32 protein-coding genes are annotated in these 25049 nt (G+C 65.3%); 20 read left to right on the forward strand and 12 right to left on the reverse strand.

Features of this window, described 5'->3' with window-relative positions; genetic code table 11:
* The first annotated feature begins 169 nt into the window (after positions 1–169).
* The 6 genes from cysD (at position 170) to OG716_RS00595 (ending at position 7639) form a co-directional block, all read left to right on the forward strand.
* Positions 170–1075, forward strand: a complete 906-nt coding sequence (cysD, locus tag OG716_RS00570) for a sulfate adenylyltransferase subunit CysD (RefSeq protein WP_405139426.1) — start codon at positions 170–172, stop codon at positions 1073–1075.
* Positions 1075–2961, forward strand: coding sequence for an adenylyl-sulfate kinase (cysC, locus tag OG716_RS00575; protein ID WP_405135787.1), 1887 nt, complete (start codon positions 1075–1077; stop codon positions 2959–2961). The genes cysD and cysC overlap by 1 nt, the downstream gene beginning before the upstream one ends.
* Before the next feature lie 33 nt (positions 2962–2994).
* Complete coding sequence (locus OG716_RS00580; RefSeq protein WP_405135788.1) at positions 2995–4194, forward strand: hypothetical protein; 1200 nt, start codon at positions 2995–2997, stop codon at positions 4192–4194.
* Positions 4191–4985: an SDR family oxidoreductase gene (locus OG716_RS00585; protein WP_405135789.1), complete on the forward strand. Its 795-nt coding sequence runs from the start codon at positions 4191–4193 to the stop codon at positions 4983–4985. Before OG716_RS00580 ends, OG716_RS00585 begins: the two co-directional genes overlap by 4 nt.
* 61 nt (positions 4986–5046) lie before the next feature.
* Positions 5047–6180 carry a sulfotransferase family protein gene (locus tag OG716_RS00590; RefSeq protein WP_405135790.1) on the forward strand — a complete coding sequence of 378 codons (1134 nt, stop codon included), beginning with the start codon at positions 5047–5049 and terminating at the stop codon, positions 6178–6180.
* Between the two features lie 106 nt (positions 6181–6286).
* The gene (locus OG716_RS00595) at positions 6287–7639 is read left to right on the forward strand and encodes a TIGR03118 family protein (RefSeq protein ID WP_405135791.1); all 1353 of its coding nucleotides are present in this window, start codon (positions 6287–6289) and stop codon (positions 7637–7639) included.
* A 65-nt stretch (positions 7640–7704) separates the two neighbouring features.
* Here OG716_RS00595 and OG716_RS00600 read toward each other — a convergent pair whose 3' ends face one another.
* The 3 genes from OG716_RS00600 to OG716_RS00610 all read right to left on the reverse strand — a co-directional run bounded on the left by OG716_RS00600 (position 7705) and on the right by OG716_RS00610 (position 9598).
* Positions 7705–8421: an SGNH/GDSL hydrolase family protein gene (locus OG716_RS00600; RefSeq protein ID WP_405135792.1), complete on the reverse strand. Its 717-nt coding sequence runs from the start codon at positions 8419–8421 to the stop codon at positions 7705–7707.
* 493 nt (positions 8422–8914) lie between these two features.
* Entirely contained in the window at positions 8915–9262 is a 348-nt protein-coding gene (locus OG716_RS00605; protein ID WP_405135793.1) for a hypothetical protein, read from the reverse strand.
* A 75-nt stretch (positions 9263–9337) separates the two neighbouring features.
* Entirely contained in the window at positions 9338–9598 is a 261-nt protein-coding gene (locus OG716_RS00610; protein ID WP_405135794.1) for a hypothetical protein, read from the reverse strand.
* A gap of 157 nt (positions 9599–9755) precedes the next feature.
* On the opposite strand from OG716_RS00610, the gene OG716_RS00615 reads away from it, so the two are divergent.
* Genes OG716_RS00615 through OG716_RS00625 form a run of 3 tightly spaced genes read left to right on the forward strand, consistent with a single transcriptional unit; the run spans position 9756 to position 11273 of the window.
* Positions 9756–10094: an ArsR/SmtB family transcription factor gene (locus OG716_RS00615; RefSeq protein WP_405135795.1), complete on the forward strand. Its 339-nt coding sequence runs from the start codon at positions 9756–9758 to the stop codon at positions 10092–10094.
* Positions 10095–10097: 3 nt separating this feature from the next.
* Positions 10098–10802 (forward strand): dihydrofolate reductase family protein, encoded by a 705-nt coding sequence (locus OG716_RS00620; protein WP_405135796.1) that lies wholly within the window; start codon positions 10098–10100, stop codon positions 10800–10802.
* Between the two features lie 9 nt (positions 10803–10811).
* Positions 10812–11273 carry an SRPBCC domain-containing protein gene (locus OG716_RS00625; RefSeq protein ID WP_405135797.1) on the forward strand — a complete coding sequence of 154 codons (462 nt, stop codon included), beginning with the start codon at positions 10812–10814 and terminating at the stop codon, positions 11271–11273.
* Positions 11274–11356: 83 nt separating this feature from the next.
* On the opposite strand, the gene tsaA is transcribed toward OG716_RS00625, so the two are convergent.
* Entirely contained in the window at positions 11357–11761 is a 405-nt protein-coding gene (gene tsaA / locus OG716_RS00630) for a tRNA (N6-threonylcarbamoyladenosine(37)-N6)-methyltransferase TrmO (RefSeq protein WP_405135798.1), read from the reverse strand.
* A 533-nt stretch (positions 11762–12294) separates the two neighbouring features.
* Here tsaA and OG716_RS00635 point away from each other — a divergent pair.
* The gene (locus tag OG716_RS00635; protein WP_405139428.1) at positions 12295–13038 is read left to right on the forward strand and encodes an alpha/beta hydrolase; all 744 of its coding nucleotides are present in this window, start codon (positions 12295–12297) and stop codon (positions 13036–13038) included.
* Between the two features lie 225 nt (positions 13039–13263).
* On the opposite strand, the gene OG716_RS00640 is transcribed toward OG716_RS00635, so the two are convergent.
* Positions 13264–13575 (reverse strand): EthD family reductase, encoded by a 312-nt coding sequence (locus OG716_RS00640; protein ID WP_405135799.1) that lies wholly within the window; start codon positions 13573–13575, stop codon positions 13264–13266.
* A gap of 155 nt (positions 13576–13730) precedes the next feature.
* Here OG716_RS00640 and OG716_RS00645 point away from each other — a divergent pair, with 155 nt between their 5' ends.
* Complete coding sequence (locus OG716_RS00645; RefSeq protein WP_405135800.1) at positions 13731–14633, forward strand: LysR family transcriptional regulator; 903 nt, start codon at positions 13731–13733, stop codon at positions 14631–14633.
* 193 nt (positions 14634–14826) lie between these two features.
* Positions 14827–15261, forward strand: coding sequence for a VOC family protein (locus OG716_RS00650; RefSeq protein ID WP_405135801.1), 435 nt, complete (start codon positions 14827–14829; stop codon positions 15259–15261).
* A gap of 122 nt (positions 15262–15383) precedes the next feature.
* Here OG716_RS00650 and OG716_RS00655 read toward each other — a convergent pair whose 3' ends face one another.
* A complete protein-coding gene (locus OG716_RS00655; protein WP_405139430.1) occupies positions 15384–15626 on the reverse strand; it encodes an alpha/beta fold hydrolase in 243 nt (80 codons plus the stop codon).
* Here OG716_RS00655 and OG716_RS00660 point away from each other — a divergent pair.
* On the forward strand, positions 15573–15779 hold the full coding sequence (locus OG716_RS00660) for a hypothetical protein (RefSeq protein WP_405140296.1): 207 nt from the start codon (positions 15573–15575) through the stop codon (positions 15777–15779). The genes OG716_RS00655 and OG716_RS00660 overlap by 54 nt on opposite strands.
* Before the next feature lie 251 nt (positions 15780–16030).
* Here the strand turns inward: OG716_RS00660 and OG716_RS00665 are convergent, their stop codons facing one another.
* Positions 16031–16525 (reverse strand): MarR family winged helix-turn-helix transcriptional regulator, encoded by a 495-nt coding sequence (locus OG716_RS00665; RefSeq protein WP_405135802.1) that lies wholly within the window; start codon positions 16523–16525, stop codon positions 16031–16033.
* A 104-nt stretch (positions 16526–16629) separates the two neighbouring features.
* On the opposite strand from OG716_RS00665, the gene OG716_RS00670 reads away from it, so the two are divergent.
* A complete protein-coding gene (locus tag OG716_RS00670; RefSeq protein WP_405135803.1) occupies positions 16630–17415 on the forward strand; it encodes an SDR family NAD(P)-dependent oxidoreductase in 786 nt (261 codons plus the stop codon).
* A 95-nt stretch (positions 17416–17510) separates the two neighbouring features.
* On the opposite strand, the gene OG716_RS00675 is transcribed toward OG716_RS00670, so the two are convergent.
* The gene (locus OG716_RS00675; protein ID WP_405139432.1) at positions 17511–17870 is read right to left on the reverse strand and encodes a TetR/AcrR family transcriptional regulator C-terminal domain-containing protein; all 360 of its coding nucleotides are present in this window, start codon (positions 17868–17870) and stop codon (positions 17511–17513) included.
* On the opposite strand from OG716_RS00675, the gene OG716_RS00680 reads away from it, so the two are divergent.
* Positions 17778–17984 carry an SDR family oxidoreductase gene (locus OG716_RS00680; protein ID WP_405139434.1) on the forward strand — a complete coding sequence of 69 codons (207 nt, stop codon included), beginning with the start codon at positions 17778–17780 and terminating at the stop codon, positions 17982–17984. The genes OG716_RS00675 and OG716_RS00680 overlap by 93 nt on opposite strands.
* Positions 17985–18278: 294 nt before the next feature.
* On the opposite strand, the gene OG716_RS00685 is transcribed toward OG716_RS00680, so the two are convergent.
* Both OG716_RS00685 and OG716_RS00690 read right to left on the reverse strand, forming a co-directional pair.
* The gene (locus OG716_RS00685; RefSeq protein ID WP_405135804.1) at positions 18279–18515 is read right to left on the reverse strand and encodes a hypothetical protein; all 237 of its coding nucleotides are present in this window, start codon (positions 18513–18515) and stop codon (positions 18279–18281) included.
* 388 nt (positions 18516–18903) lie between these two features.
* Positions 18904–19134: a hypothetical protein gene (locus OG716_RS00690; protein ID WP_405135805.1), complete on the reverse strand. Its 231-nt coding sequence runs from the start codon at positions 19132–19134 to the stop codon at positions 18904–18906.
* A gap of 381 nt (positions 19135–19515) precedes the next feature.
* Between OG716_RS00690 and OG716_RS00695 the strand changes: the two genes are divergently transcribed.
* Complete coding sequence (locus tag OG716_RS00695) at positions 19516–19737, forward strand: hypothetical protein (protein ID WP_405135806.1); 222 nt, start codon at positions 19516–19518, stop codon at positions 19735–19737.
* 12 nt (positions 19738–19749) lie between these two features.
* On the opposite strand, the gene OG716_RS00700 is transcribed toward OG716_RS00695, so the two are convergent.
* Complete coding sequence (locus OG716_RS00700) at positions 19750–20127, reverse strand: DoxX family protein (RefSeq protein WP_405135807.1); 378 nt, start codon at positions 20125–20127, stop codon at positions 19750–19752.
* Positions 20128–20323: 196 nt separating this feature from the next.
* Between OG716_RS00700 and OG716_RS00705 the strand changes: the two genes are divergently transcribed.
* From OG716_RS00705 to OG716_RS00715, 3 genes are all read left to right on the forward strand, one after another.
* The gene (locus OG716_RS00705) at positions 20324–21217 is read left to right on the forward strand and encodes an RNA polymerase sigma-70 factor (RefSeq protein ID WP_405135808.1); all 894 of its coding nucleotides are present in this window, start codon (positions 20324–20326) and stop codon (positions 21215–21217) included.
* 34 nt (positions 21218–21251) lie between these two features.
* Positions 21252–21623, forward strand: coding sequence for a hypothetical protein (locus tag OG716_RS00710; protein ID WP_405135809.1), 372 nt, complete (start codon positions 21252–21254; stop codon positions 21621–21623).
* 79 nt (positions 21624–21702) lie between these two features.
* Positions 21703–23016 carry a lipase family protein gene (locus OG716_RS00715; RefSeq protein WP_405135810.1) on the forward strand — a complete coding sequence of 438 codons (1314 nt, stop codon included), beginning with the start codon at positions 21703–21705 and terminating at the stop codon, positions 23014–23016.
* 117 nt (positions 23017–23133) lie between these two features.
* Here the strand turns inward: OG716_RS00715 and OG716_RS00720 are convergent, their stop codons facing one another.
* A complete protein-coding gene (locus OG716_RS00720) occupies positions 23134–23766 on the reverse strand; it encodes a TetR/AcrR family transcriptional regulator (RefSeq protein ID WP_405135812.1) in 633 nt (210 codons plus the stop codon).
* A gap of 128 nt (positions 23767–23894) precedes the next feature.
* Between OG716_RS00720 and OG716_RS00725 the strand changes: the two genes are divergently transcribed.
* The gene (locus OG716_RS00725) at positions 23895–25046 is read left to right on the forward strand and encodes an acyl-CoA dehydrogenase family protein (RefSeq protein WP_405135813.1); all 1152 of its coding nucleotides are present in this window, start codon (positions 23895–23897) and stop codon (positions 25044–25046) included.
* Positions 25047–25049 lie beyond the last annotated feature (3 nt).

Below are 25049 nucleotides of genomic sequence, written 5' to 3' on the forward strand. Positions count from 1 at the left end.
CGGATGTGACGTACCAATTCAGTGCGGGGTATTGACCGTCACAGGCTAGCGACCTATCGTCGGTGTCATATAATCGAACAATAGCGTCGAATATTCGACAACGCAAGCCCGGAGTGGACACCACCCGGACGGGCACGTTGACGGAAGACGCGGCGAGTGAGTGAAGCGAATGCGCGCGGGATACGAGTTGTCGCACCTGGACGCCCTGGAGGCGGAATCGGTGCACATTATTCGAGAGGTTGCCGCCACCTTCGAACGGCCGGTGCTGCTGTTCTCCGGCGGTAAGGACTCGGCGGTCATGCTGGAACTGGCGCGGCGGGCGTTCTGGCCCGCGCCGCTGCCCTTTCCGCTGATGCACATCGATACGGGGCGCAATTTCGACGAGGTCATCAACTTCCGGGATCAGACGGCCGATCGCCTCGGAGCGCAGCTGCTGGTGGGCCGGGTGCAGGACGATATCGACGCCGGCCGGGTCACCGAGGTCGCGGGCGAGACCCGCAATCGGCTGCAGACCGCCACACTGCTGCGCAGCATCCGCGAGGAGCGCTTCGACGCGGTCTTCGGCGGCGCGCGGCGTGATGAGGAGAAGGCCCGGGCCAAGGAGCGGGTATTCAGCTTCCGCGATGAGTTCGGCGCGTGGGATCCGCGGGCGCAGCGCCCCGAGGTGTGGAGCCTCTACAACGGCGCACACCGCAAGGGCGAGCACATTCGCGTCTTCCCGCTCTCGAACTGGACCGAGCTCGATATCTGGGAGTACATCGACCGCGCCGAGGTGGCGCTGCCGTCGCTGTACTACGCGCACCGCCGCAAGGTGATCGAGCGCGATGGAATGCTGTTGGCCGACAACAGGTTCCTGACCGCACAGCCCGGTGAGAAGGTATTCGAGACCACCGTGCGCTTCCGCACCCTGGGCGATGCCGACTGCACCGGCTGCGTCGAATCCGATGCCGCCAATGCCACCGACGTGATCGCCGAAACCGCGGTCACCCGCCTCACCGAGCGCGGCGCCACCCGCGCCGACGACCGAATCTCCGACTCCGGCATGGAAGATCGCAAGCGAGAGGGCTACTTCTGATGCGCCGCAACCTTTTACGGCTCGCCACGGCGGGCAGTGTCGACGACGGCAAATCAACCCTCATCGGGCGTCTGCTGTTCGACTCCAAATCGCTGTTCACCGATCAACTCGACGCGCTCGAGCGGGTCAGCCTGGCCCGTGGCAGCGGTCAGCCGGATCTGGCGCTGGTCACCGACGGGCTGCGCGCCGAGCGGGAGCAGGGCATCACCATCGATGTCGCGTACCGCTACTTCACCACTCCGCGTAGGAAATTCATCATCGCGGACACCCCGGGGCATGTGCAGTACACCCGGAACATGGTGACGGGCGCGTCCACCGCGGATCTGGCGCTCATTCTGGTGGATGCCCGCAAGGGCGTCTCCGAGCAGACGCGCCGGCATGCCTTCCTGTCGTCGCTGCTGGGCGTCGGGCACCTGGTGCTGTGTGTGAACAAGATGGATCTGGTCGACTGGTCCGAGCAGCGCTTCGAGGAAATCCGTTCGGAATTCGCGGATTTCGCGACCAAGCTCGATGTCGGCGACCTCAGTTTCCTTCCGCTCTCGGCGCTGCACGGCGACAATGTGGTCGATATGTCCGAGCACACACCGTGGTATCCGGGGCCGACACTGCTGCGGCATCTCGAAGAGGTGCACATCGCCTCCGACCGCAACCTCATCGATACGAGACTGCCTGTGCAGTACGTGATCCGCCCGCACGGCGAGAGCCAGCGCAGTTATGCGGGCACCATCGCGGGCGGCATCTTCAAGCCCGGCGATGAGGTGGTGGCGCTGCCGTCGGGCCGCACCAGTCACGTGACGGAGATCTGGGGACCGGGCGGCAGCAAGATCGAGGAAGCGTTCGCCGGGATGGCGGTATCGCTCACCCTCGACGACGAAATCGATATCGGCCGTGGGGATATGCTCGCCCGGCCCGGCAATCAGCCGCATCAGGATCGTGAGATCGACGCCATGGTGTGCTGGTTCTCCGATACCGCGCAGCTGCGGGCGGGCAATGACTACAGCATTCGCACCGCCACCCAGAACTCGAAGGTGCGGGTCACCGAGCTGGACTACCGGCTCGATGTGAACACCCTGCACCGGCAGACGGAGGCGGATCAGCTGGCGCTCAATGACATCGGGCGCGTCACCCTGCACGCCCGGCAGCCGATCATGTTCGACCCGTATCGGGACAATCGCGCCACCGGCAGTTTCATTCTGGTCGATGAGACCACGAATCAGACTGTGGCAGCGGGCATGATCACCGCCCGGACGCCGGGTCTCACCGAGGCCACCAGTGATCGCGGACATCGCGCCACGGGACGGCGGCCGCGGGCGAATGTGGTGTGGCACAACTCCGCGGTGGAGCGCACCCAGCGTTTGAGCGAAGGTGCGACGATCTGGCTGACGGGCCTGTCCGGATCCGGAAAATCCTCCATCGCGGTGGAATTGGAGCGGCAGCTGATCGCCTCCGGGCGACCCGCCTATCTGCTCGACGGCGATAATCTGCGGCACGGGCTCACCAGCAATCTCGGGTTCACCGATGAGGACCGCCGGGAGAACATCCGCCGCGTTTCCGAAACCGCCGCATTGTTCGCCGATGCGGGCACTATTGCCATCGTCTCGCTCATCAGCCCGTTCCGCGAACAGCGGCGTGATGCGCGAAAGCTGCACTCGGGCAGGCATTTGCCGTTCCACGAGATCTTCGTGGACACTCCGCTAGAGGAGTGCGAGCTGCGCGATCCCAAGGGCCTGTACAAGCGCGCGCGTTCGGGGGAGCTGCCCGAGTTCACCGGCATCTCCTCACCGTATGAGCGGCCCGAGTACGCCGAACTCACCATTACTCCCGATCAGGGCACCCCGGCCGAGGTCGCCCTGCGCATCCGTACCGAACTCGGCTTCATCTCCTAGGCCCCATCTCTCTGAAGGAAGTGCTGACGCCTGATGGAACCCACTAACGACCAGGCCGAACTACCGCTGACCGAGCCTTTCCTGGCCGCGGTCGCGGAGGCCGAGAAGCTCATCGCCGGAGCGGAATTCATCCGCGACGAGCATGACCTCGCCGAGGGCTACGACTATCTGCAGGGCAGTATTGCCGCGGTACTGCAGCTTTCGCGGGCGCACGGCAAATCGCACCCGTACTTCGTGACCTCCACCGGGCCGTATACCAAGATGGGCCTGGATAATCCGGACACGCTGTACTACCACGCCACCGTCGAGCCGGACGGCGAATACCTGCTCACCGGTGTGCGCGGGAATACGGCCGACCTGAGCTTTCAGGTGCTCAAGGGCGATTACACCGCCACCGATGTGCCCAATGGCGACGATGCCTTCGACGACCGGCGGCTCGAGATCGCCGCGGACGGCAGCTATCAGCTGCGGTTCGGCCCGCCCAAGGAGAATCCGGGGCCGAACTACTTCGTGCTCGGCGAGGGCGCGTCCATGCTCGCGGTGCGAGAGGTGTACAGCGACTGGGCGACTGAGCGCAAGGGCAGTATTCGGATCGAGCGGATCGACACCATCGGCACCGCTCCGGTCGAGGCCGATGTCACCGCCTCGCGCAAGCGGTACCGTGCGGCGGGTCGCATGCTGCTGACCCGGGTGAACACCTGGTTCAACTTCCCCAAGTGGTTCTATCTGAACCTGCCGGTCAATACCCTGACCGAACCCCGGCTCACGCCGGGTGGTTTGAGCACGCAGTACTCCTCGGTGGGGCATTTCGAGCTCGAGGACGATCAGGCGCTCATCATCACCGTGCCGAAATCCGATGCGCCGTACCAGGGTTTCCAGCTCGGCAGCCGCTGGTACATCTCGCTGGACTACTCCAACCACCAGACCAGCCTCAATCATGCTCAGGCACAGGTCGATCCGGACGGCCTGATCCGCATGGTGGTCTCCGCGCGCAATCCCGGGATCGCCAACTGGATCGAGACCACCGGGCGCAAGCTCGGCATTCTGCAGTTCCGCTGGCAGCGGGTGTCCGCACCCATTACTCCGGAGCAGGGGCCCACCATCGAACTGGTGCCCTTCGACAAGGTGGCCGAACGGCTGCCGCACTTCGCGCACAATCAGATCGACGAGGCGGGCTGGCGTGATCGAATCGCCACTCGTCAGCGGGCTTTCGCAGGGAGGATGCTGGGATGACCAGGCTCGAAACGGGACTGCTCAACGACAAGGTTGTCGTCATGAGCGGCGTCGGACCGGGCCTGGGCCGGTCCATCTGCCTGGAGGCCGCGGCGGCGGGCGCGAAGGTGGTACTCGCGGCGCGCACCGAATCCAAGCTGAAGGAGGTCGCGGCCGAGATCGAGGCCGAGGGCGGCGAAACCCTCTGCGTGCCTACCGATATCACCGATGACGAGCAGGTACAGAATCTGCTCGCGCGCAGTGTGGAGACCTTCGGCAAGGTTGATGTGCTGGTGAACAACGCGTTTTCGGTGCCGTCCATGAAGCCGCTGGCGCGCACCGACTTCCAGCAGATTCGCGACAGCATCGAACTCACGGTGCTCGGCGGGCTGCGGATGACGCAGGCGTTCACCGAGGTGCTCACCGAGACCAAGGGCAATGTCGTCATGATCAACTCGGCGGTGCTGCGGCACTCCGAGCCCCGCTACGGCAGTTACAAGGTCGCCAAGTCGGCGCTGCTGGCCATGTCGCAGACCCTCGCGACGGAGCTGGGGGAGAAGGGTATTCGCGTCAATACCGTTGCTCCCGGGTACATTTGGACCGAACAGCTGAAGTGGTACTTCGGCGAGATCGCCAAGAAGTACGGGATCACGCAGGAGCAGGTGTACCAGCAGACCGCCTCCAAATCCGATCTCAAGCGGCTGCCGCTGCCCGATGAGATCGCCCAGGCCGTCGTCTTCCTGGCCTCGCCGTGGGCCAATGCCATCACCGGCCAGACCCTCGACGTCAACTGCGGCGAGTACCACGTCTGATTACGAATGACCGGGAGTCCCTGTGCGACAGGGGCTCCCGGCTCCAGAAGGAGTTCTACCTATGAGCGCACGCACCTCCGTCGGCACCGTCGAGGATCTGCACGCCTCGGCCACCCGGGTCTGCGGCCTCGAAGATTTCGGCTCGGACGACTACCTGGAGGGCCTGAGCGTCCTGCTGGAGTCCTACCAGCGTGACGCCGGGCTCACCGAGCTCGGCTCCAAGATGAGCCGGTACTTCCTGCGCGGGGCACTGGTCGCCCGGGCACTGAGCGAGGCCTCCTGGAAGGCCAATCCCGGATATGCCGAAACCTCGGTCGCCAGGCCGATTTTCGTGACCGGGCTGCCGCGCACCGGCACCACCGCACTGCATCGGCTGCTGGCCGCCGATCCGGGGCATCAGGCGCTGGAGATGTGGCTGGCGGACTTCCCGCAGCCGCGGCCGCCGCGCGACACCTGGGCCGGCAATCCCATCTACCAGCGCATCGACGCCGGATTCGCGCAGCATCGCATCGAGAATCCGGAATTCATGGGCGTGCACTACATGAGCGCCGCCGACGTGGAGGAGTGCTGGCAGCTGCTGCGGCAGACGATGAAATCCATCTCCTACGAATCGCTGGCCTACCTGCCGACGTACTCGCAGTGGCTGCGCAAGCAGGACTGGACCGACTCCTACGCGCGGCACAAGAAGAACCTGCAGCTCATCGGGCTCGGTGACAGCCGGCGCTGGGTACTCAAGAATCCGAGCCACCTGTTCGCGCTGGATGCGCTCATGGCGGTGTACCCGGATGCGCTCATCATCCAGACCCATCGTGATCCGGTGACGATCGTCGGGTCCTCGTGCAGCCTCTCCGATCAGGCGGCGGCGGGCTGGTCCACCACCTTCGTCGGCGACAAGATCGGTGAGACGCAGCTGGAGCTGTGGTCGCGCGGGCTGCACGAATTCACCGCCGCGCGGGCGCGCTACAACCCGGAGCAGTTCATCGATATCGAGTTCGACGAACTGCGCGCCGATCCGATGGGGACCGTGGAGAAGATCTACACCGCCTTCGGACTGGAGTTCTCCGATCCGGCGCGCGCCTCGATGAGTTCGCTCGATGAGGAGAGCAAGAGCGGTGACCGCAGGCCCGTTCACCGGTACTCGCTGGCCGACTACGGCTTGACCGAAGAGCAGGTCAGGGCGGCATTCGACGCCTGACGGGAGTCCTGAGTCCTTCCAGATATGGTTAGCGTCACCTAAACCAGTTATGGTTAGCGTCTCCTAACCGTGGGGTCACGCGGTCTGGACTGGAAGGACGAGGGAATTGAACGGACGCTGGAACGACGCCCCGGTGCGCAAGAACCTGATGCGCATTACCGCGGTCGGCGCGGCGCTATTGCTCGCTGCGGCCTGCTCGAAATCGGAGCCGGACGCCACCGATGTGAAGTCGCTGGACGGGAACCACTACTCGCAGATCAATCTGGCCGCGAACAAGGATTCCTACAAGGCGCAGTTCACCTATCCCGATATGGTGAATGCCTGGGGCATCGCCGATCGGCCCAAGGGTGCGGGCGGCCACTTCTGGGTAGGCGCGGGCGGCAAGTCCTTCCAGTTCGTCGGTGATGTCACCAAATCGTCGGATGCGAAGTACCAGAAGATGTTCCAGGATCCGCTGAAGGTCGTCACGGTGCCGGGCGCGGACGCCGTGGTCGGCGATGACGACGACAGCGAGGGCAAGACCACCGGGGTCATCTTCAACCCGGCGCCCATCACCTCCGATATCTTCGCCGTGCACGATCAGCCGGTCAGCTATGACGGCAAGGATGAAAAGCTCACCGGTTCGGCGCGTTTCATCTTCGCCACCGACTCCGGCAAGATCTCCGGCTGGACCGAACAGGGCGCCACGCCCGGCGCGGTGGTGCGGCACGACGGTCCGGCCGTGCTCGAATTCGACGGCACCGCACAGGGAATGAGCTTCAAGGGCATTTCCCTTAGCCCCGACGGCAGCAAGCTGATCGCCGCCGACTTCGGCTCCGACCCGCAGGTCCGCACCTTCGACAAGGACTGGAAGCTGACGTCCACCACCGGTTTCGCCAATCCCTTCGCCACCGGTGACGCCGTCGACCCGGCCGACGCGAGCAAGGGCAAGAAGGTGAAGATCGGCGATCCCGCGCCGTTCAATGTCGCCACCATCGGCAACCGCATCTTCGTCACCTACGCGATCACGCAGGCCGACGAGAAGGACGCCACCAAGATCTACAAGGGCGAAGAGAACAAGCTCGACAAGGATCAGGAAGCCTCCGCCAAGGGCAAGCCCGAAAAGGGCAAGGTCGCCGAGTTCGACGCCAGCGGCAAGCTGGTCCGCACCCTCGACGACGGCGGCCGCTTCAACGCCCCCTGGGGCGTGGCTCTCGCGCCGCAGGGCTTCGGCCCGCTCTCCGGAAAGCTGCTGGTGGGCAATTTCGGCGGCGCCGGACGCCTGCTCGCCTTCGACGACTCCACCGGCAAGTTCCAGGACTACGCCCGCGATACCGACGGCAAGCCCATCGCCATCGACGGCCTCTGGGGCCTGCTCTTCGGCAATGGTGAGAGCCTCGGCGACACCGACGCGCTGTACTTCACCGCCGGGCCGAAGGACGAGACCGACGGCTTGTTCGGCAGCCTGCGCCTGAAGTAACCCGACGCTGTAATACAAAGGCCCCGAGTCGCATTCGACTCGGGGCCTTCGCATCGGTGCGCCGATTACCGGGCCGGCTGTGCCAGTTTCGCCACCACCTCGACCGCGACGGCTTGCTGACCGGCCAGGGTCAGGTGCACGCCGTCATCGAGATGTAAACCGCTGCCAGAGAAGGGCATGGTGGCCGGCAGGGCATCGACGGCCGGTTCCGGCCGGGCGGACATGATCTTCGCGGTGTCAGCCATATCGGCTGTGGCCCAAGAGATTCCAGCCCGTTGAAAATGGGAGAAGGCGGCCGCTCTGCTCTCGTCCACCGCGGTCGGCGTGAGCCAGACCCATTGCGCGGAGGTGAGTTCGAGCGCTCGGTCGCGCAGCAGAAGTAGGTTGCGGGCGGTCTCGCCGGCGCTGACCAGCCTGGTTCGGGCGCTGCCCAGACGCTGCGCGTCATTGGCGCCGAGCTGGCACAGCACCCAGTCGGGGCGCTGGAAGCTCAGAGCGGGTAGCATCGTCAGCGCTTGTGTTGTAGTGCAACCGGTTACGGCCGCATTTGTCAGCTCGACGGCGTCATCGGGACGGCGGATCGCGAGCAGCTGACGCAGAATCTCGAACCAGGACAGGCGATCTGCGACCAGGCCGTTGCTCTCCATCGCATTGAGGTGATGGGTGAGGGTGGCGCCCTCGATGCCCACATCGATACCATGACCCACGCCCTGCACCGACTCGACCAACTCATCACCGCTGCCGACCCTCGCTGAGACCTGCAGCGCTCTCGGCACCGCCACGCTCGCAAACCCGAATCCTCCTGTCCTGGAACACGACTGACGAGCTGATCCGCCGACCGTGTGACTCGGGTCGGAAAATGGCGGTGTTCTCGCGCCATCGGATGGCGTAATCGGTGATCAATCACCGCTGAAGCCGGAAATCGTCGTAAACCCAGTTCACCGCAACGACTTACGACCCAGCGAGCAGGCCGGGACGAGCCGACGGCCAAGTTGGGGTACGCAAGCTGACGGCGACCGAATCGAGCTCGTTCTCGACCTGCTCGGCGCCCGCGCAGAGCACAGCAGCTCGGCATATTCCGAACGTACGGTAATGCCGCGATCCGCGCTGTTGAGTTCGGCCACTTGGCTTCTCGGGAAGGCTACGACCGAGATCGCCTTCGGCAACTGGTCGAATGGCTGTGGACCACGTGGGGGTGGCTGGAGAATCGGCCTGAGCGGTCAAAGATCGCACTGGGGCGGCAAATTTTGCCGGTGAGGCGGGGTTTGTGACCGCTCAGGCCGATCGAGACCTCGGACCGTGGAAGGTCAACTGGCGGTGTTCAACCGGCGGGTTGACGGTGACGACACCGATCGTGTCGTTCTCCAGAGAGGCGTAGATCAGCTGCGGAATATGTTGAGTCAGTTGCTGATGCAGCCATCGGCTGACGTACTTGAACGTCGGCCGATGATCGAAGAGCTCCGTCCATGGACTGCCAGAGAGACGGGCCGCGTAGTCAGCGAGCAACTGGTCGAGTGTGTCCGTGTCCACGAACCGCTCCTTCTCGTCGAGGTGGTCGTCGGAGAACTCGAATCCGACCCGCAGGGTGACGGCGAAATCGGTGATCGGCGCTCGGCCTGACACTTGCCACCGGGATGTACACCTGCTCGGGACCGAGCGGGCCCAGGAGATTTCGGATCTCCGCGACGTGGCCGGGCCTCAGGACGTACTCGGCGAACCCGGTTCGCGCACCACCTCGTTCACGAACTCTGCGGTATCGGCGAACGTCCCGTAGCTCATGGCTGCGGACTTGTACGGGTGCAGCACGCCGTGCTTGCCGGTGTTGCGGCCGGTCAGGAATATGTGCCCCAGATCGGAATAGCCCACGACGGCGTCGAACTGAGGGAAGTGTGGTGCCCAACTCGGTGTCGCCACATCCATGGCAATGGGTTCGATGATCCGGAAACATTCTCGAGCCACAAGACATCCAATCATGGGGCTGGTCATGTTCGCCGTGGGCACTTGACGCACTACATCGCCGCGACCTGCGCGGAGCTCGAGCGCCGATTCCCCGCCACCAAATCATCCGGAGTTGAACCGGTTGACCGATCCTGGCACCGCTGCAATACTTAGGTGTGTGCCTAAGTATCATGGTGAACTCGACGCATTGCTCCGCGCTCTCGCGGATCCGACGCGCCGAGCCATCGTCGAGCGGTTGGCGAAGTCGCCGGCCGTCGTATCCGAGCTGGCGGCACCGTTCGCGATGGCGTTGCCGTCACTGATGCAGCATCTGCGCGTCCTCGAGGACGCCGGGGTGGTGACGTCACACAAGCTCGGACGCGTTCGCACTGTGAGCCTGCGACCGGGCGCGCTCGATGTCCTGCACCTGTGGCTCAGCGAGCAACGAACCCCCGCGGAACACCAAGCCGACCGGCTCGGAATCCACCTGACCCGCACCGCTCCGAAGGAGAACTGACCTATGACCCGCGTTCGCATCAACTTGTTCGTCTCGCTGGACGGCTTCACCTCGGCGACCGACAATTCTCCCGACAATCCGATGGGCGAGGACTTCGGGCGCCTCTCGGCAGGCCACGTCGCGACCCGCACGTTCCGCGAGCGCGTGTTCGGCGACACCAGTGGCGCCGGCACGTCCGGCGTCGACGACCGCTACACCGCCGCGTTCTTCGAGGGAGTCGGGGCCGAGATCATGGGCGCGGGCATGTTCGGGCTGCACGCGTTTCCCGGCGACCCGGAATGGAAGGGCTGGTGGGGTGATCGGCCGCCGTTCGGCACGCCGGTCTACGTCCTCACCAACACACTGCGACGCCAAGATTCGTCGATACCGGCCCCGCCGGGTGGATACGCGTACCGCGTGGTCCCGCGGCCGTCGATCGCGATGGAGGGCGGGACCACGTTCCACTTCCGCAGTGGCGCAATCGAAGACGTGCTCGCCGAGGCGACCGCTGCCGCGGGCGGCCGGGACGTGCGTGTCAGCGGTGGCGTCGGCACCGCACGCGCCTTCCTGCGCGCCGGCCTGGTCGACGACTTGCACCTCATGGTCGCGCCGATCGTCCTGGGCCGGGGAACTGGGCTGTGGGACGATCTGGGCGGTCTCGACCTCACCCACAAGGTGACGACGGAAGTGGCCGAGAGCGGCACGATCCACGTCACCTTCACCCGTTAGGACGCGCATATGACGACCGAACGCCGACTCGCCCGCGCCGAGTTCACCCTGACTCGCAGCTATCCGGTTCCCGTTGAGCGCGTCTGGGGCGCGTTCGCCGAGGAGAAGCAGAAGTTGTCCTGGTGGGGCGCCGGTGACGCCATCGAGCCGGGCGAGTGGGTCTTCGACTTCCGCGTCGGCGGCCGTGATGTCGCCGAGGGGAAGTTCCACGACGGTCCGGTGTCGCGGTACGAGGCCACCTACACCGATATCGTCGAGCACATCCGCATCGTCACGACGTACGACATGTGGATCGACGGGGCCCACATGTCAACGTCGGTGGCCTCTCTGGAGTTCGAGCCCATCGCCGAGGGCACTCGGTTCACCCATGCCGAGCACGGTGTCTTCTTCGACCAGTTCTGGGCCGACGGGCCGAACCGTGAGCAAGGCAGCCGGGGGTTGCTCGATGCTTTGGGCAACTACCTTCGATGACGGCTCGGTGAGCTTCAGTCCACATCCGCGAAACTCGTGCTCGCAGCAACGAGCATCGCTACTGCCGATTACGTGGTGGGTAGTCAGCGATCTGGAGTGAGGAGGGGTTTGAGGTCGAGGATGGGTGTGCCGTCGAAGGCTTCCAGGTTGCGGACGTGGATGCGGTTGCCGGTGATGGCGAGGATGTGGATGTGGTGCAGGCCGATCGGGTTGGGCCGGTGTGGTGCGCGGGTGGCGAAGACGCCGGTGAGCGGGCGGGCGGTGTCGCCGCGTGGGTGGACGGTGAGGGCGTCGCGATCGGCGCGGTCGAGCCAGGTGAGCAGGAGTAGGTCCATGCCGGAACTGAGGCCTTCCAGTGCGCCGACGTAGCGGTCGTCGAGAACCACCCATGCCGGCGGGGCCCCTTCGTCGGGCTGGCGTGGTGTGTTGCCGAGTTCGGTGAGTTCGGACTCGACGTGTCCGATCGGATGCAACAGGTAGTCGGTCACGAGGGACCTCCCGGTCCGCGTCGGCACTCCGGAAGTCCGGAGCGATGCAGCTTGATTCGGTCATCAGTCACCGCATCATCCTGAAACCTCAACCGCACTGCAGGTCAAGATTTTTCTGATGCGCTGGCACCTGACACTTACCCACGGGCCCGTTGCTGAACTGAACGCACTCGATTGCCGCTGGTCGCGCTGACTCAACCGGACAGCGTGCCGCAGCGAAAGATCAACTCGCCGTGGCGATTCGACGCCTGCGGAACGCGTCAACATGCTGATGTGTACGTACCGCATCTCCGCTGCCGCCGGGTTCACTGCGCAATTGCGGTCGAGCCAGGGCGTCGCGCGGTATGTGCCGATGGGCTTCAGTGCGATGACCGGGTGTCTGAACTACTCGGGTCACCCGTCGGTGAGGCGTTGGATGGTGGTGCTCAGCCAGGCTTGGAGTTCGGAGGGCTCGCCGAGTTCTGAACGCAGAACCCGGCGACGCGTCGATACGCCCAGCACGAAGGCGTCGATCGCCGCGGCTCGCGTGCGTCCTGCCGTTACTTGCGGACATGAACGTGGTGGTTCCCGCGCTGCCGGGCTTCCCGTTCGCGATCCCGCTCGGTTCAGGTATGTCGGTCAACCGGATCGCCGAGATCGTCGCGGACGCACTGGCTGAGCTCGGTTACGCGCGCTACACGGTGTCCGGCGGCGACGTAGGTGGCACCGTCGCGGAAATGCTTGCGGCACAACACCCGGACCGGGTTGCCGCCCTGCACCTCACGAATATCGCCCCACTTCGTGCGCTCACGACGGATCGCGCGATGCTCGCGCCCGATGCGGTGGCCTACCTCGGCCGAGGGGCGCACTGGTTCCGAACGGAGGGTGGATACATCGCCGAACAGTCGACGCGGCCGAACACTCTCGCCGTCGCGCTCGGCGACTCATCCGCGGGCCTCGCGGCCTGGATCGTCGAGAAACTGGAGTCCTGGTCCGACGATTCGGCTTTCACCGAGGATGAACTGCTCACCTGGGTCACCGCCTACTGGGTCACCGGCACGATCGGCACCTCGTTCGCCACCTACGTCGAACCGGCCACCCTGCCTGGCCGGATCGACACGCCGACAGTGCTTTCCGTCTTCCCGCGCGACATCAAACCGGAGCCTCGAAGCTACGCCGAGGCGTTCCTGAACATCTGCGATTACGTGGAACACCCTGCGGGCGGCCACTTCGCAGCGTGGGAACAGCCCGAGGCGTACGTGGCCGACCTACGCCGAGCGGTCCAGCTGTGCGAGTGAACTCCGCCGAAACCCTTTGGCGCCGACAAGAATCGATCGTTCACGGCTGAACGTCGGCCCCGGCGCGGGGCTGCCGCCCCGGCCGTCGCGCCGTACGCACGCATCAACCACCGTGACATCGGGTCAGGACGTCGGCCACCTTCGACGCTCGATGAACCGGGCCTTCCGCCGAGAGCCGGACCCGGCCGGAACGGCCGAACGCGTCCCGGGGCGTACCGTCCTGCCTCAGACGGTGCCCTCCTGTACCGGATAGTGAATGACGACCACACCGCCGGTGGCGTAGTTGACGACATCGGCGGTCGCCCGCTTGCCGTACTCCGACTCCTGTGCCGCGGTCAGGGCGGCGGCGTCGGCGAAGTCGGCCTCGAAGACCGCGAAATACGGCGTTTCTCCCCGCTTCGCCGCCACGTCGAAGCTGTAGCGGTACGCGAGCAGGCCGGGCCACTTCATGATCAGTGGAAGGTGGTTGGTCACGTAGTAGTCGCGGAAGTGGTCAGGGTCGGCGGGCTTGGGATACAGGACTACCAACTTATGCATGCCTGCCTCCTTCATCGCTGAGTGTGGGTGCGGTGTCGGGTACCGCGGTCGGTTGAATTGTCATATGCGCAGGTTAGGGCTTGATATGCGGTCGAGGGAAAGACCCGGTCGGGATAGACTCAGAACGGATCGTTATCAATCGCGGGGGAGGGCATGTGGCGCCGGATACGGTGAGCCTGCGGTACTTTCTGGTGCTGGCGCGGGAGTTGAACTTCACCCGCGCGGCCGCACGGATCGGTATCGCGCAGCCCGCACTCAGTGCCCGGATGCGCCGATTGGAGGCGGAACTCGGTACGAGCCTGCTGGTTCGCAACACCCGTAGTGTCGTATTGACAACGGCCGGTGCGGCTTTGGCGGAGTCCGCGCCGCCCGCGCTGGCGGCGCTGGACCGGGCATGGGATACCGCCCGGAACGCGGGGGCCGGCGAACTGGGCACGCTGCGCATCGGATACAGCCTCAGCGCGGGGGCCGAGACGGCACCGGCCTTGGTGGACAGGCTCATTCGAAGCAGCCCGGGACTCGAGGTCGGCGCGGTCCCGATGGCGACACCGGAGATCTCTCCCGCGGTCGCCGACGGCCGCATCGATGCCGGGATCACCCGCGGTGAACAGCCGGGGCGTGGCGTGCGCCGGTTCCTGCTGCGGCGGGTGCGCGTCGGAGTTCAACTGGCGCAGCATCATCCGCTGGCCGAATATCCGGAGATCGAGATCGCCGAGGCGGCCGCGTATCCGCTGCGGCTCCCCGACCATGCGGCCAATCCCGTGATCCACGATCAGTTCTCCGCACTGTTCCGCGACGCCCGGCCGAACCCCCGATTCCACACGCCCGCAGTCTCTTTCGACATGTCTCAGCGCGACCTACGGGACGGGCTCACCCTCGCCCCGGCCGGGGAGACCGCGGTCACGGCAGCACCGGCCGGTGTCACGTGGCGACCGCTGCGGGGCGCACCCACCGTGGCGTTCCACCTGGTCCTCCCGCGCGTGCAGTCACCACTACACCGCCGTATTCGTACCGTCGCCAAAACCCTGGCGCACGAGCTGCACTGGCTGCCGGACTGACGCGCAGCAGGTCACTCGAGACGGCGGTGGCGAGGCCGACACCGGAGAGACGACTGCCGCGGCGCCCACGCCGGTCTCAGGGGAGTGCCATTCCTCAGCGGCCGTGAGCTTTTCGATCGACAGGGGTTGACCTCGAGTGGGGTTGAGAGGTGAAGCTGGAGAGTACTGTGCTGTCGAATCGCAGGAGTCGGTCATGGCCGATATCTCCCCGCATCTCGTTGTCTCCGACCCGGAACAGGCCCTCAATCGGTATCGAGCGGTGTTCGAAGCGGTGGAGTTGAGCCGAATCCCGCTGCCGGACGGCACCGCCTTCGCCATCGAGTTCAGCATCGGTGACACTCACCTGCATCTGGCGGGGGAGTGCCCGGACATGGGCATCGTGTCGCCGGCCACCCTGGGTGGCACCTACCTGGCGTTGCAGGTGGAAACCGGCGACGTCGACGCCACCTTCGAACGCGCAATCGCCGCCGGAGCCAAAATCTTTCACCCACTCGACGACGTGTTCTACGGCGAACGCACCGGCCAGTTCATCGACCCCTTCGGCCACCGCTGGGGCGTCCGCAAACAGATCCGCGACGTCCCAGCCGAGGAGGTCGCGCGTGAGATAGCGCGACTCCTCGGTGGCTGACCCGAGGGCCGGTGGTATCCCCGGAGAAGCGCTCGAACGCACTGATCTGCCGCGAGGCGCGGTTCGAATCGGCTGGGCGGCCGGGTCGAAGATCAACGGGTCCAATGGTTTTGGAACTCGGGTCAGATCCGATCGGCCGACCGAACACCACTCGATATACCGCGCCTCGTGGCCGAGCAGGACCGTTTCGGCGAGGCCGGGGACGGCGTGGAATCCGAACCACCACGGCGGACCCGCGGCGAGGAAGTCCTCGGTGCCGGGAGGGTGCCCAGCAGTGCTTCCATGACCACCAGCCGTCGTACCCGGTCGGGGTGGCGCAGGGCGAGCAGGACCGCGACCGGGGTGCCTGCGTCGATCGCGACCACGGCCGCGGTGGGTTCGCCGAGGGCATCGAGGATCCCGGCGATATCGAGGTTCCGTTGGCGGCACTGCGCACCTGGGCCGAGGATCATATGGCCGAGATCGACCGCGCCGGTGCCGTCAACGACGCACAGGCCGACCCGACCGCCAGCGAATAGCTTCCCAGCACACGCTCATGCGGCTGCCCGCGCGGTTCGAAGCGGCCACGCATCGCGCCCGAAGTTCAACGGGCCCAGTTCATCTCGGCCTGCCCAACGCACGCTTCTGCCGATGAGCGCCAACTCCATACGCCCTCTGACGCACACGCCATCAATACTCGAGCTTCTACGTATTCGATGAACCCTTTGCGTCGAAACCGGCATGTGGCGTTGGAGGATCAACCCCGATAACGTCACGGCCGCAGTCGATGTCAGCGCTCGCTCTCCGGCCGCCACGGACCATCTGCGCGGATGGCTTCAGCGATCCGCAGGCTGGAGTGACCGAGCCGCTGCGCCTGCGCACGCGTCAGTGAGTCGAAGACGAGTTTCCGTACAAGTGCGACGTGCCCAGGTGCGGCCGTGCGCGCCGCATCCCGGCCCGCGCTGGTGAGGATCGCGATCGTAATGCGACCGTCGTGGGGATCGGGTGCGCGCCGCACCCAGTCCCGGCGCTCCAGTCTGGCTACCGCGCGCGACAGGCGCGACAGCGTGCTGTTGGCGTATCCGGCCAGCGTGCTCATGCGCAATGTCTCGTCGGCGGCTCGCGAAAGGGCGAAGAGGACCCCGAACTCGAAGTGACTCATGCCCGAGTCTCGCTGTAGCTGAGTGTCGAGCGCCAGGGGAAGCCACTCGAGCAAGGTCGCCAGAGCGGACCACGTCTCGAGTTCATCCGGGGTGAAGGTGTCCGAGTCTCCGGTGTCTACCACATTGACGATCCTACCTCGTAACTTTCCCAGGAAAGTAATGGCGCGTAGAGTTCACTTGCCCAAGCAAGTTAACCGCGGTCGACGCGACCGGGAGGGATACGACCATGGATATGCAACTCGCAGGCAAGAAGATCTTCATCAGTGGTTCCACGCAGGGAATCGGCTACTCGGTAGCCGCGGCATGTGCGGTCGAGGGTGCTGCGGTAGTGCTGAATGGGCGGCACGAGCAACGTGTTGTCGAGGCGGTCGAACGTCTTCGAGCATCCACGCCGGGCGCTCAGGTCTCCGGGATCGCCGCGGACTTCGCTGCGCCGGAGCAGGTTCGGGCACTCCTCGAGGAGCTCGGACCCGTGGACGTGCTTGTCAACAACGTGGGATTGTTCGACGTCAAACCGTTCATCGAGGTGCCGGATGAGGAGTGGCTGCGGTACTTCGATATCAACGTGATGAGCGCGGTTCGCCTTTCGCGAGGGGTCCTCGACGGAATGCTCGCGAACGGCTGGGGGCGGATCATCTTCATTGGAACCGAATCGGCAGTCGACGTCCCCGGCGACATGGTGCACTACGGAGCAACCAAGGCCGCTGGACTTGCGCTGAGCAACGGGCTCGCAAAGCTCACCAAAGGCACCGGGGTCACCGTCAACACCGTGCTCGCAGGCCCGACCTACTCCGATGGCGTGGCGAGTACGGTTGAGCGGATCGCGACAGCTCAGGGACTCTCGCCGCAGGACCTGAAATCTTCTCTCGTACGCGACACCTCGCTCATCCAGCGTTTTATCGAACCCGGCGAGATCGCGAACTTGGTGACATTCCTCGCGAGCCCACGCTCGTCGGCGACCAACGGTGCGGCGATCCGGGCGGACGGCGGCGTTCTCCCAACCACTCTCTGAAGGTGCTCGAGGCGTGATCGGCAGCCGCGATCGCCTCCGATAACCGGCTCGGGCCCTCCGGAACCCGGTGCGGGCGTGCGAATTCCGGTTTCGGATCAGGCTGGTCGATCGGTGGTGTAGCGGGCGAGCATGGTTTCGACAGCCTGCTCGACGGCGTAGCGGATGTCAGGGGCTGCGGGGTTCCAGTCGGTCAGCAGCATGCGGGGCCGCAGGACGTAGTTGGCGATCATCCCGAGGAACTGGTCGGCGGCGCTCTCGGCGTCCGGGACGTCGGCGTTACCGGCCTCGTGCTCTGACTCGAGGTAGTGCTGGACTGAGGTGAAGTAGGGCAGCTTGCCGCCGTCGAGGCGCTGAGCCGCACTCTGGCCGCAGAACTCGGCCCCCGCGGTATTCGGGTCAACTCCATTGCCCCGGGGCCGACCGCCACCGACTTCAACGGCGGTTCCATGCGCGATGACGCCCAGATGCGCCAGGGTCTCGCCGGGCAGACCGCGCTCGGCCGCGTCGGCGAACCTGAGGAGATCGGCGACGCCATCGCCACGCTGGCGTCGGAGGCTTGCGCTGGATGACCGCCCAGCGCATCGAGGTCTCCGGCGGCGCCCTGCTCTGACGGGCGCGTCCGGGTCGCGCACAGCGCGGGGCGCCCGGGCAGAATTCTCCAAGCCGTAGTTTCGCCAGGCCGGGCCCCACCGAGAGCGCGGGTTCGGCCCACATCGAACGCACGGTAATGCCGCGACCCGCGCGTTGGTCTGTAGTCCAAACTTGTTGGCGGGCAGCGGTTCCAAGTGCGCGCTCATGCCTATGAGCGTGCGTTCGGCCGTCAGGTCCGCTCGGGGCTGGCCCGCTGTTGTTGAGTCGATCCGTTAGTCGACGGGTCCTCGGGCCGTCAGGACGGCCCTGAGTACATGCTCAACCGCAGATTCGAACAATGCTCCCCGTAGCTCATTTCGTGTCGCGAGGTTGCGGGTGGCGAGGTCGAGTATCTGATCGGAGGTTAGGCGGCGCACTACCAGGGTGGCAACGTCTTCCAGGTCGAGGTCGCTGTTCGCGTTGTCCAGTCTGGTCAGGGCGAACGAGATGACGATCTCCTCGTCGGTCATATTTCGCCTCCGCCCTCCGATTGTTCGGCCACGCCGTGGTGCCGGGCCCAATAATACGGCCGTTGGTCGATCGGTTCACCCGTCCGACTCGCTTCTGGGCACCAGTGCACACGATTGCCGATGAGCGTGAACTGCTGGCCTCGTTTCGAGATACCTTCGCTCCATGACGGTTAGCGTGCAGCCGGCTGACATCACCGAGCGCAGCATCACGGAACTGCTTCACCTGGCCGTGGGCGGTGCTCGGTCGCGACTGGCCCGGGTCGTCCAGTACTACGGCGACAATCCTGCCGCGACCCTGCTGTCTGCGATCGCAGATGACGAGGTCGCCGGAGTTGCCGGCAGCGGGCGGGGTCCAGGTGACCTCCGCAAATCCGTTGAGCGCGGGGGGTCAGCGCCAGGCGGGGCGCAGGGTTGTCGAATGGTTCAGGGTGTGTTCGCCGCCGCGGGTTGCGTTTACGAGTGTGGGGTCGTGGCGTACGTAGACGCTGTAGTAGCCGAGGGCGAGGGCGCCGAACCAACCTACGAGCAGGTTCGCGACTCCGGGGTGGAAGATCGCGAAAGCGAAGAAGGTGACTACCACCGCGCCGACAACCGCGAAGTCGAGAATCTTCCCGTTCACCGAATTTCTCCTGTTCTGGGCACGGCAAAGTGACCCGTGGGTTCTTGATCTACTGCGCGACAGGCTATTTCGGCCCGGCGCCGGTACATCGGCGGAGCGTTGTCCGCGGATCGGACCGTCGCTCACAGCAATATGACAGTAAGCCCATTCCATGTATTAAGTAAAGCCATTCATCATGCGATGAGATGACTTTTTCTTCCGAATAGCACTAACCCGGAGGGCTTTCGTATTGAATTCGCCGAAATATGAAAAGGAAACGTAAATCCGCGCGGCTGATACCCGAAAATTCCTGACTACAGCCGGGTTTGGGTTCGAGGGTGATCTGGCCGGGGTCGGTATGCCAGAATCTGCCAGTGCGCAGTCACTCGATCGACGTTTGCGGTGGGTAGCGATGCCGGCCAACGCTATTCGGCGAACTTCGATGTGAGCTACCTGCGGGAGCAGCCGCTGCTCGCGGTGCTGGCCGACGGTATGGGGGATGGGCCGGGTAGCGCGGCCGCGGGGCGAACGGTGGAGACCTTTGTCGGCCATGTCGTGCGGGCGGCGGAGGCCGGGCCGGCGGCAGCGATAACGCCACCGCGATTTGTGATTCGCGTCGACTGAACTCGGTAGGGGTCAGAAGGAGTAGGGGCCGAAGCGACCCCAGACTACGACGACGGCCAGGGCCAGATAGACGAGGTTCACGGCGATGAACTTGGCTTCGTTGTGGCGGAGGTGGGTGGTGATTGCGCCGACCATCAGCAGAATCCAGCAGGCGGCGGTTATCGGGACCATGACCGGGGCGATATCGAGAGCGGCGGGGAGGATCAGCCCGAGGGCCGCCAGGAGTTCCAGGGTTCCGAGGGCTTTGATGAAGGGGACCGCGGCGGTTGCGGTCCAGCCGCCGCCGGGGGCCGCGGCCAGTTTGTCCTTGGGGACGAAGGTCTTGCTGATGCCGCCGGCCAGGGCGACGGTGGCCAGCAGGCCGGTGACGATCCACAGGGTGACGTTCATGGTTGCTCCTCGTACGTGATCGGGTTGCCCATGAGATGCCTGCGGCCGGAATCCTGTGACAGCTCGGCGGGGTGACGACCGTCATAGAGGAGCGTTGTCACAGAATGTGGGGGACCGGCGTCTTGTGGGGACGCAGTCGAGATCGAGGACAGGAGCCACTCATGGGCAGCACATTCCGGATGCCGGGAGCGCGGTCGTGAGCGAGGATCGGCCGGACCCGGCCACCGAAGCATTTGTCGCGCACCGCAATCTGCTCTTCACCGTGGCCTACGAGATGCTCGGCTCGGCCGCCGACGCCGAGGACGTGCTGCAGGAGACGTGGTTGCGGTGGGCGGGCGTCGATCTCGGCATCGTGCAGGATCAGCGGGCGTATCTGGTGCGGATCACCACTCGCCAGGCGCTCACCCGGCTGCGCACGCTCGGGCGTCGTAAGGAGTCCTATGTCGGTCAGTGGCTGCCCGAACCGCTGCTGACCGCGCCCGATGTGGCCGACGATGTGGAGTTGGCCGAAAGCGTCTCGATGGCAATGCTTCTGGTGCTGGAGACGCTCACCCCGACCGAACGGGCGGTGTTCGTCCTGCGCGAGGTATTCGATCTGGACTACGACGAGATCGCCGAGGCCGTCGACAAAACCCCGGCCGCGGTTCGCCAAATCGCGCACCGCGCAAGGGCGCACGTCGCCGCCCGCCGTCCGCGCGGTGTGGTCTCGCAGGCGGAGACCCGCGGTGTGCTCGATGCGTTCCAGCGCGCGGTCGAAACAGGCGATCTGCAAAGCCTTTTCGATCTCCTCGCGCCGGATGTGGTCGCCATGGGTGACGGCGGCGGCGTCAAACAGGCCCTCCCGCAACCCGTTGTGGGAGCCGACAAGGTGGCCCGCGTGCTGTCCGCCGGCTGGAGCAGGTTCGCCGCCGAGGCATCCTTCGAGCCGACCCAGGTCAATGGTTACCCGGCTCTCATCCTCCGCCTCAACGGCGAGCTCGACACCGTCATGGCGTTGCGCATCGACGACGGCCTGATCACCGGCCTGTACTCCGTTCGCAATCCCGCCAAGCTGTCCCGCATGGACCGGGAGACCACCCTGAGCCGCTGAGCGTCCGCCCGCCGACGACTGTACTTCGGCGCAGGTGAGTCTGCGCGTGCGCCGCTGGAACTCCAATCACAATGGCGCAGCGCCGGGTTGGTCATTGTTCGCCATGACCGACCCGTTCTTCGGGATGATGGCCTACGGCCAGCTCGGCGCCGGATACCGCGTATGGAACGCCCGAGGTCGCCTTCCACGACCGTTCCCGGTCCGGCGGCGATATATGCGGAAGTGGCATCGAGTTACGCATAATTTCCCCTCCCACCTGCGCGAATCGACTGACGGTAGAGGGATTTTCCTTGTCCCGGTGGATAATTGGCCAAATGTCGGCATTTGCCGGAAGTGGGTGCATTGCTCTCGCGGGGAGGTGATCTTGACGAACAAAGGGGAACACGTTCAAACTACCAGTGGGTAACCTGGCCTCGGGGTTCGGTGAGAGCTGTGGTCTATGACCAGTGCTTTAGTGGTGCCCGCAGTTGAGAGGATTCTCGGAGTTGAGAAGAATACTGGGACGTGTTCCTGTTGTGCTGGCTGTTGCGGCATTGGCGCTGGCGGTCGGTTCGACGGCAGAGTTCGCGCCACCTGCGAATGCGGCGTCCGATGCGTTCTATCAGTACACCGGCGATACGCCGCTCTCGTCGATCGAGCCGGGCACGGTTCTCGATACCAGGACGCTGCCCTATCACGTGAGCGGCTTCGCGACTCCGCTCACGGCGGTGCAGCTGCTGTACCGCACCACCGATGCGCAGCACCGGCCGACGGTCGGGGTCACCTCGGTGCTGGTGCCGCCCGGTGCCGACCCCACCAAAGCGGTTGCGTACCAGTCATTTTACGACTCTCTCAATCCCGAAGACGGACCTTCGCGGTCCGTCGCCGGTGATGTGAGTTTCGGCGGCCTGGTCAATAGCATGGAAGCCACGCTGATCGCTCCGCTGCTCGCGCAGGGCTTCGCCGTGATCGTCGACGACACCGAGGGCGAACAGGCGGATTTCGCCGCCGGACCCGAATACGGCATGAACACCCTCGACTCGATCCGCGCGGCGACGCATTCGCCGGACACCGGCTTGAACACGAATGCCCGGATCGGATTGATCGGATATTCCGGCGGCGCGATCGCCACCAATTGGGCTGCGGCCCTGGCTCCCGACTACGCACCGGACGTCGACGCGAACCTGGTAGGCGCTGCCGAGGGTGGCGTCCTGGTCAACCCCGCACACAACCTCTCGTACATCAGCGGCAGCATCGGGTGGTCGGGCGTCGCGGCAATGGCGATCATCGGCATCGCGCGCTCCTATGACATCGACTTCGCGCCCTACTTGAACAGCTACGGCGCACAGATCGTCGGCAAACTGTCGAACGCCTCGATCGCCAATGTGCTGTTCCAATACCCCGGATTGACCTGGCAGCAGCTGGCGAAGCCGGAGTACGCCGACCCCAATAGCGTGCCGCCGTTCGTGGAGGCGGTCGGCAAGATCGACCTCGGTCTCGCACCCACGCCGACCACCCCCATGTTCATCGGTCAGGGCGCCAATGGCGAACTGGAGGGCAGCGACGGCGGTAAGCCTGGCATCGGCCACGGTGACGGCGTGATGATCGCCGGTGATGTCCGGGCTCTCGCCAACCAGTACTGCGCGACCGGCAACCCGTCCATCCAGTACCAGCAGTACGACCTGCTCAGCCACGTCCCGTCCATGGCTCCGTGGACACTGGCCGCGCTCGCCTGGCTCAGCGATCGATTCGCGGGAGCACCGGCGCCCAGCAGCTGCGGCGCCATCGCGCCGGGAAACTCACTCGCACCGCAACTTTGACAACGTACCCGATCCCCGATGCGCCGTGGCGCATCGGGGATCGGCATGTGAACGGCGGATATACCTGTGCTGTTGCGGATTGGACGGTCAGGCGGGTGACGGACCTGCGGTGAGTTCTTATTCCGCCGCGTGGGCCGGGAAGCGGGCGGTGAGTCCGTCGACGAAGGCGGTCAGGGCCAATTCGAAGCTCTCGGAATCGATTTCGTCGGCCCGGGCGCGGAGCAGGTGGGCTTGTTCGAGGTGGGGGTAGCGGTCGCGGTATACCTGGACGTCGTCGACGAAGCCGCGGGAGAACGATCCTATGGTCGCGCCCATCACCAGATAGCGGGTGGCGGCGCCGATCATGGTGGCATCGCGCGGGGGCCAGCCCGCGCCCACCAGGCCGCCGTGCACGGCATCGGCGTGGCGGAGGTTCTCCTCGCGTTTGCCGGGACCGGCGGCGAGGTAGGGGACGAAGTTGGGGTGCGCGACCAACTCCTGGCGGTAGGAGCGGGCCCAGGACATGAGGCCGTGCTGCCAGTCGCCGTGGTCGAAGGCTGAGGTGTCGACGCGGGCCATGATGCCGCCGGCGATATCGTCCAGGACATCGTCCTTGGTGGGGTAGTGGCCGTAGAGGGAGGCCGCCCGCACGCCCAGTTCGGCGGCGAGTTTGCGCATGGACAGCTCGGCGAGGCCGTCGCGGTCGATGAGGGTCAGGGCGGCGTCGCGAATGCGGTCCCGGCTCAGCAGTGGCACCCTCGGTCTCGCCATTCGTCTCACCTCCCTGGTTGATCACCCCGCTGACCTCGAAGTTATCACTTGATCCTTGAAAAACCGAACACCGTTAGGATAACTTCGGAGTCATTAACCTAACAACGTTCGGTTAGGAGCTATGACCGATGGACTTCGAGCTCGACGAGCCGCAGCGCGAACTGCGCGAGGTCGCCCGCGCCTGGGTGGACAAGGAGGTCGTCCCGTACGCCGCCGCCTGGGATCGCGCCGAATCGGTGGATCTCGCCATTGTCGGCAAGCTCGGCGCCATGGGATTCCTCGGCATCGAGATTCCCGAGGAGTACGGCGGATCCGGGGGCACCGCACTGGATTACTGCCTGCTGCTCGAGGAGCTCGGGCGCGGGGACAGTTCGGTGCGCGGCATCGTGTCGGTATCGCTCGGGCTGGTCGGTAAATCGATCAAGACCTACGGCACCGAGGCGCAGCGTCGAGAATGGTTGCCGCGCTTGTGCTCCGGTCAGGCGCTGGGGTGCTTCGCGCTCACCGAGCCCGGTACCGGATCGGATGCGGGCAGCCTGATCTCCAAAGCTGTTCGGGACGGCGATGATTGGCTGCTGTCGGGTACCAAGATGTTCATCACCAATGGCACCTGGGCTGACGTCGCGCTCCTCTTCGCGCGGACCGGCGGGCCGGGGCCCCGGGGCGTCACCGCCTTCCTGGTGCCGACCGATGCGCCGGGATTCAGTCGCACCGAGATCAAGGGCAAGCTGGGGCTGCGCGGGCAGGCCACCGCCGAACTGGTGCTGGAGCAGGTACGGGTGCCCGATTCGGCCCGGCTCGGCGACGAAGGCCAGGGGTTCAAGATCGCCATGGGCGCGCTGGACAAAGGCCGCATGGGTGTGGCCGCCGGCTGTGTCGGTGTCGCACGCGGCTGCCTGGAAGCCGCGGTGAAATACGCTCAGGAGCGCGAGCAGTTCGGGAAGCCCATCGCCTCGTATCAGCTGGTGCAGGAGTTGCTCGCCGATATCGCCGTCGAGGTCGAGGCGGCGCGGCTGCTCGCCTGGCGGGTGGCCGACCTGGTGGAGCGCGGTAAGCCGTTCGGCACCGAGGCGTCGGTGGCCAAGCTGTTCGCCAGTGAGGCCGCGGTCAAGGCCGCCAACAATGCCATTCAGGTCTTCGGCGGCTACGGCTATATCGACGAGTACCCGGTCGCCAAGTACCTGCGTGATGCGCGCGTGCTCACGCTGTACGAGGGCACCAGCCAGATTCAGAAACTGCTCATCGGCCGCGCCCTCACCGGCGTGAACGCCATCGTCTGATCT

The sequence above is a fragment of the Nocardia sp. NBC_01388 genome (assembly GCF_045040085.1).
GTDB lineage: Bacteria > Actinomycetota > Actinomycetes > Mycobacteriales > Mycobacteriaceae > Nocardia.